Source organism: Fischerella thermalis PCC 7521, from assembly GCF_000317225.1.
Classification (GTDB): Bacteria; Cyanobacteriota; Cyanobacteriia; order Cyanobacteriales; family Nostocaceae; genus Fischerella; species Fischerella thermalis.
On sequence record NZ_AJLL01000014.1, the window covers coordinates 41,766 to 47,877 of the forward strand.

Here is a 6,112-nt window from a genome sequence, read left to right on the forward strand (position 1 = left end):
AATACTCCAGGTTTTCAATAGTTGCTCAGGTATTAGGAACAATATTTAGGTAACTTGACATAAAATAGTCACTCATTCTTATCGATTCGAGATGAATTATGAATAATAATTTTGCTGCTGTCACTGCTGCTCGTACCCTGAAGGTGGTTGGAATAATTTTAATTTTGTCTTTTTTACTAGATTTTGTAATTCTGTTGTTTCCCTTCCAACCTACAAATCGCTTATGGCAAATTGATTTAGCAACAGCGTTGGTTGACCGAGGGATTGTACCCTTAGTAGGGTTAGCTATGCTGTTTGCTGGATATTGGGCTGATATTACTGAAGATGGTCGCCCGTCTGGTATAGATTTGAGATTCCCTGCATTAGTACTATCTAGTATCTTAGGCTTGATGTTTTTGCTGATTTTTCCCCTGCACCTGAATAATGTACGTCAAGCTAGCGTGCAACAGGTAGAACAAATCAACAAACAAGCAGATCAGGCAGAAACTCAACTGGACAATCAATTATCACAGGTACAAGCTCAGTTGAGCAACGACCAAGTCAAAACTGAGTTAGAAAAGCAGAAAGTCCAAGTCAAAGCTCAATTAACTGAAATACTCAAAGATGAGCAGAAGTACAAACAAGCACTTGAGAGTCCGAATGTTCCGCCACCTGTGAAAGAGGTACTTAAAAAAGCTAAACAAAATCCTCAAGAACTTGACAAGTTTATAGCTCAGCAAAGCGACCCACAGCAGGTTGCAAATCAACGACGCAACCAAATTCGTCAAAGTAAGGAAGAAGCTGAAAAACAAGCTAAACAAAGAGCCTGGAAATCTGGAATGCGAATTGGTATGAGCAGTCTATTGCTGTCTATCGGATACATTATTATCGGCTGGACAGGTTTAAGAGGTATGGGTGCTGCTCAAGGTGGTTCAGTACGTAAAGCTACAGCACGCTAGTAACTTAAGAGGGTGGGGAGGTGGGAAGAAAAGAATTCAAAATTCACGCATTTGGAAGAGAGTGTGAGGGGTGGGGGGAGTGGGGGGAGTATGAGGAGAATAATATAGTGACCAACGACAATTGACTATTGACTAACAGTTTCAAATGTTCTCAATCTATATATTGACTTATAACGAAGAACTAGATATTGCGGCTTGTATTGAGTCAGCAATGCTATCAGATGACATTGTTGTTGTAGATTCATACAGTAGCGATCGCACTGTAGAAATTGCCAGTAGTTACCCTGTTCGTGTTGTTCAACATGCCTTTGAAAGCCACGGTCGTCAACGGACTTGGATGTTAGAAAACATACCTCCAAAACATGAATGGGTGTATATTCTAGAAGCTGATGAACGCATGACACCAGAACTATTCGCTGAATGCAACCAAGCACTGCAAAATCCAAGTTACATTGGTTACTACGTTGCCGAACGCGTAATATTTATGGATACCTGGATTCGCCGCAGTACTCAGTATCCTCGTTACCAACTGCGGCTTTTCCGTCATGGTAAGGTTTGGTTTACAGATTATGGTCATACAGAAAGAGAAGTTTGTGACGGCGCAACAAGCTTTTTAAAACAAACCTATCTCCACTACACTTGTAGCAAAGGCTTGAGTCGCTGGATTGAAAAGCACAACCGTTACTCTACTGATGAAGCAAAAGAAACGCTGCATCAACTAGAAAATGGAAAAATCCTCTGGTGGGATTTATTCTTTGGTAAGTCAGAAGTTGAACGCCGACGTGCCCTCAAAGATTTGTCTTTGCGTCTACCCGCTAGACCCTTGCTACGTTTTATATATATGTATTTTCTCTTAGGTGGGTGTCTGGATGGACGTGCTGGGTTGGCATGGTGTTCTTTGCAAACTTTCTATGAGTATCTTATCTTACTCAAAATCTGGGAAATGAAGCATATGCCTATATTAGATCTAGATACACAATCACCTGACAAAAAAGTGACAACAGTCAAAAACAAGGGTGTAGGGTTTTAGGGAAAACATGATTAACTGCGTTTGACTTTTTCCTTGCCATAAGGGAGTTAGCACGCAGCAAGACAGTTCTCTCCATCAGTAACTGGGGTCAAGTAGCATCAGCTTGTATCTTTTTTATTTGGGGCTAGTTTTTCCTCTAGACCTCACACCCACATACCCTTACCGTTAATATAGTTTATAGAAATTAACATTACAGAAATAAATTTTTTAGAATCATCCAAAGTTATGTTGTCAGACTAGCTTGTTCAAGAAGTTGATTAAAACGCTATCTAATAAATACTTATGGAATAATAACCAGCTTGGGATTGCACGCGGTAGTATTAGAGATACCCCAAAAACTTGCAACAATCGTTTACAAGTTTTAAAAAGTAAATTAATGCTCTCTTGAGATAATCCAACTTTTATCACAGTTGGTACAAGTCTACATGCTCAAACTCAATTAAGCGATGAAAATTGGGTTCAGAGGTGAGGAGACAGTACAGCAATGTTTGATCTTCTGGCTTCTGTTGCTGAATTTTTTCATCAAGCTAGAAAAATAGCTGTTCTTTAGCTACAAGTTGCTGAATTAAACAGCAAAATACGACTTTTCAATGTCCAGGTCTGTCTTAGCTATTTGTTAAAACTGCTGTTATGAATATTGATAACAGAAATTCTACAAGCTTAAAAAAGGAGAATCAGGGTTTGGTAATCGATCGCTGGAAGCAGGACTTAAAAAATGACCTGATTGCTGGTTTGTTGGTAGTGATTCCTCTAGCAACTACCATTTGGCTGACGATTACCATTGCTAGTTGGGTCATTAACTTTCTCACGCGCATTCCCAAGCAATTAAATCCCTTTGTTGGAATGCACCCCATCTTAGTAAATCTACTAGATTTATTAGTGGGGTTAATGGTGCCATTACTAAGTATTCTCCTAATTGGCTTGATGGCTAGGAACATTGTAGGGCGCTGGTTACTAGATTTTGGTGAGCGATTTTTACAGGCAATTCCCCTGGCTGGACAGGTATACAAAACCCTCAAGCAACTTTTAGAGACGATACTCAAAGATACAAATGGTAAATTTCGCCGTGTAATATTGGTAGAGTATCCTCGTCAGGGAATTTGGGCGATCGCTTTCGTTACTGGCGTTGTCAGCAGCGATATCCAAGCGAATATGTCTCGTCCTATGCTCAGTATTTTTATCCCCACAACACCGAACCCCACCACTGGTTGGTATGCGGTAGTTCCTGAAGATGAAGTAGTCAACCTGTCGATGTCGATAGAAGACGCCTTCAAAATTATTGTTTCTGGCGGTATTGTCGCCCCTAACACTCCCCTGCCTCCTGTCATTATTACCAAAGACCGTAAAGTAGAAGTATCACCTCTAGAAGCAAAACGGCAGGTTTTTCCTGTTGAAGATACTTAAAATTGATTAATGTAAATTAACAAGTAAACACTACTGATATACTGTTAACTCCGTTGATATTCACCTGACTTATACTCCCCATACATTCTTACTTAAATTCATATGCAATCCAGGAAACCCCGTCAAATTGCCCGCGAATTGGCACTTCTGAGCCTTTCTCAGCTGCCAGCCAATCCTAAAAAATTAACTGAAGACCAACTACCAAAATTGGTGTTAGCAGCAGTACGCACCCTGCGCTCAGAAGTGCAAGATACTTTGGATAATGCTGTCGCTGAACTACAACGCAGTAACGATCGCCTCCTCAGTAGCGAAACTCGCGCTAGTGACCTTAATGTTGCTAGAACGATGGTGAAAGAAGCAATAACTTCTACTCAAACAGCAATTAACCAGTTAAGTGCAGCTGTTGAGTTTCCAGAATTAATTCAGCTAGCAAACCAAGACAAAGAAGTTAGCAGATACGCCATTGAAATAGTCAGAACAATCGACGAAGAACGCAAAAATATAGACCAGCAAATCAGCCTAGCGCTAGTAGATTGGCAAGTGACTCGTCTGGCTCAAATTGATCGTGATATTTTACGAATTGCTGTAGCAGAAATATTATATTTGGGAGTTCCCAACAGTGTAGCAATTGATGAAGCTGTGGAATTAGCCAAACGTTACAGTGGAGATGAAGGTCATCGGTTTATTAACGGTGTTCTCCGCCGAGTTACGCAACAGCAAAAACAGCCTGTTTAGAGGAGATGGGGAGATCGGGAGGTGGGGAGTAATGTAGAGACGCGCTGTTTGAAGCGTCTGGGAGTGTGAGGAGTGTGTAGACGCGCTTTGCGCGGCTTCCCGTAAGGGTGGAGTGTGAGGAGTGTGAGGAGTGGGGGGAGTTAAAGAATTACCATTAATTACTAACTAATAACTACTAACCATCAAGCACTAACTACTAACTATTGTACAGACGTGCCATGGCACGTCTGGTATAACAACCAACTACCAACCACTAACTAAAATATGGCTTTTAATTGGTTTCGTCGTCAACATACTGATTCTTCTGATACTTCATCCCCAGAAAAACAGGCAGAAACTCCTGCCGCAACGCCATCTCCTACAGAATCAGCCACAGCGCCAACAGCAGAAACAGAACAAGCTGTAGCAACAGATTTACTTGCCTTCGCTAAAGCTGCTTATAAAAATATTCAACAAAAGCAACAATCTCAGTCAGTAGAAACTCCAACTAGTGAGGAAACAACTGAGGTTGTAACTGAAACGACATTAGAAACTACAACAGAAACATTATCCGCACAAAAGGTTGAAACCCTAGCTGAAGTCACACCATCAGCACCAGAACCACCAACAGAAAATGTTCCCCAAACGCCAGTTGTCACATTAGAAGAAAACTCAGAGAAGACCTCAACTGAAGCAGTAACACCACCACAAGAACCTGTTGGTTTATCTTTACTAGCAAAGGCAGCGGCTGAACGACAAGCAAAACAAGAACGTTTAATGGCAACTGCGATCGAAGTCACAGAACCGGAAGAAGTCAAACCAACTGCATCTGCGACTGAGGTTCCAGAAACAACCGAAGCTATACCCGAACTAGACTTTGATGAAGGATTTTTATGGTCAGCAGAAGTACTAGCAGCACAGGGTAGGCGCGCAGAAGACGTTTCAATTGAAGAAATTACTTGGCTCAAAAGGCTACGGCAGGGTTTAGATAAAACCCGTCGTAATATTGTTAACCAACTCAAGGCAATTGTTGGTCAAGGACCGCTAAATCAAGCCGGAGTAGCAGAAATTGAGGCATTGTTGTTGCAGGCAGATGTGGGTGTGGAAGCAACAGATTACATTATCACCGCCTTGCAGAACAAACTGCGCGAAGAAGCTTTGCCACCAGAACAGGCGATCGCCTACCTCAAACAAATTCTCCGGGATATGCTGGATCGACCACAGGAGAAATCCCAAAAGCAGTTTTTCGCGCCAGAAAAAGATGCTTTTAATATTTGGTTAATCACAGGGGTCAATGGAGCTGGTAAAACTACTACTATTGGTAAAATTGCTCACTTGGCACAAAAATCTGGCTATAAATGCTTGATTGCGGCAGCTGATACTTTTCGTGCTGCTGCTGTACAACAGGTAAAAGTTTGGGGCGATCGCAGTGGTGTAGAAGTAATTGCCAATCCTGGGAAAAATACTGATCCAGCTGCTGTTGTGTTTGATGCGATCGATGCGGCAATAGCACGGCAAAGTGAATTACTTCTGGTAGACACCGCAGGCAGACTACAAAATAAGAAAAACTTAATGGAAGAACTCAGCAAAATCCGTCGGATTATTAATAAAAAAGCACCCAATGCCAAAATAGAGTCATTGCTGGTATTAGACGCAACTTTAGGTCAGAATGGATTGCGTCAAGCTGAAGTTTTCTCTCAAGCCGCAGAACTCACAGGTGTAGTTCTCACAAAATTGGATAGCACCGCCAAAGGAGGTGTGGCTTTAGCTGTAGTACAGCAGCTGGGTTTACCAATTCGCTTCATTGGTGCTGGTGAAGGTATTGAAGATCTGCGTCCTTTTTCTAGCTATGAGTTTGTAGAAGCGCTTTTGAGTGGCTAGTAGGTCGGGAATCGGGGATTAGGGATCAGGGATCGGCTATAAGGGATCAGAAATGATAAATACAGAACTTAGGCATTGACAGGAATTTGAATATGTGTATTTCAGCCTATCTCTTGTCCTAGCTGTTGTAGAATAAAGTCACGAG

Annotated in this window: 5 protein-coding genes; all 5 read left to right on the forward strand. The window is 41.7% G+C overall.

The genetic code is table 11. The annotated features are described in order from the left end of the window. The first annotated feature begins 98 nt into the window (after positions 1–98). Positions 99–938, forward strand: coding sequence for a hormogonium polysaccharide biosynthesis protein HpsJ (gene hpsJ-B / locus UYK_RS0104340; protein WP_009459799.1), 840 nt, complete (start codon positions 99–101; stop codon positions 936–938). A 145-nt stretch (positions 939–1,083) separates the two neighbouring features. Continuing rightward, positions 1,084–1,968 carry a glycosyltransferase family 2 protein gene (locus UYK_RS0104345; protein ID WP_009459800.1) on the forward strand — a complete coding sequence of 295 codons (885 nt, stop codon included), beginning with the start codon at positions 1,084–1,086 and terminating at the stop codon, positions 1,966–1,968. Between the two features lie 630 nt (positions 1,969–2,598). Further along, the gene (locus UYK_RS0104350; protein ID WP_009459801.1) at positions 2,599–3,372 is read left to right on the forward strand and encodes a DUF502 domain-containing protein; all 774 of its coding nucleotides are present in this window, start codon (positions 2,599–2,601) and stop codon (positions 3,370–3,372) included. A gap of 102 nt (positions 3,373–3,474) precedes the next feature. Further along, entirely contained in the window at positions 3,475–4,107 is a 633-nt protein-coding gene (nusB, locus tag UYK_RS0104355) for a transcription antitermination factor NusB (protein ID WP_009459802.1), read from the forward strand. A 264-nt stretch (positions 4,108–4,371) separates the two neighbouring features. After that, positions 4,372–5,967 carry a signal recognition particle-docking protein FtsY gene (ftsY, locus tag UYK_RS0104360; protein WP_009459803.1) on the forward strand — a complete coding sequence of 532 codons (1,596 nt, stop codon included), beginning with the start codon at positions 4,372–4,374 and terminating at the stop codon, positions 5,965–5,967. Positions 5,968–6,112 lie beyond the last annotated feature (145 nt).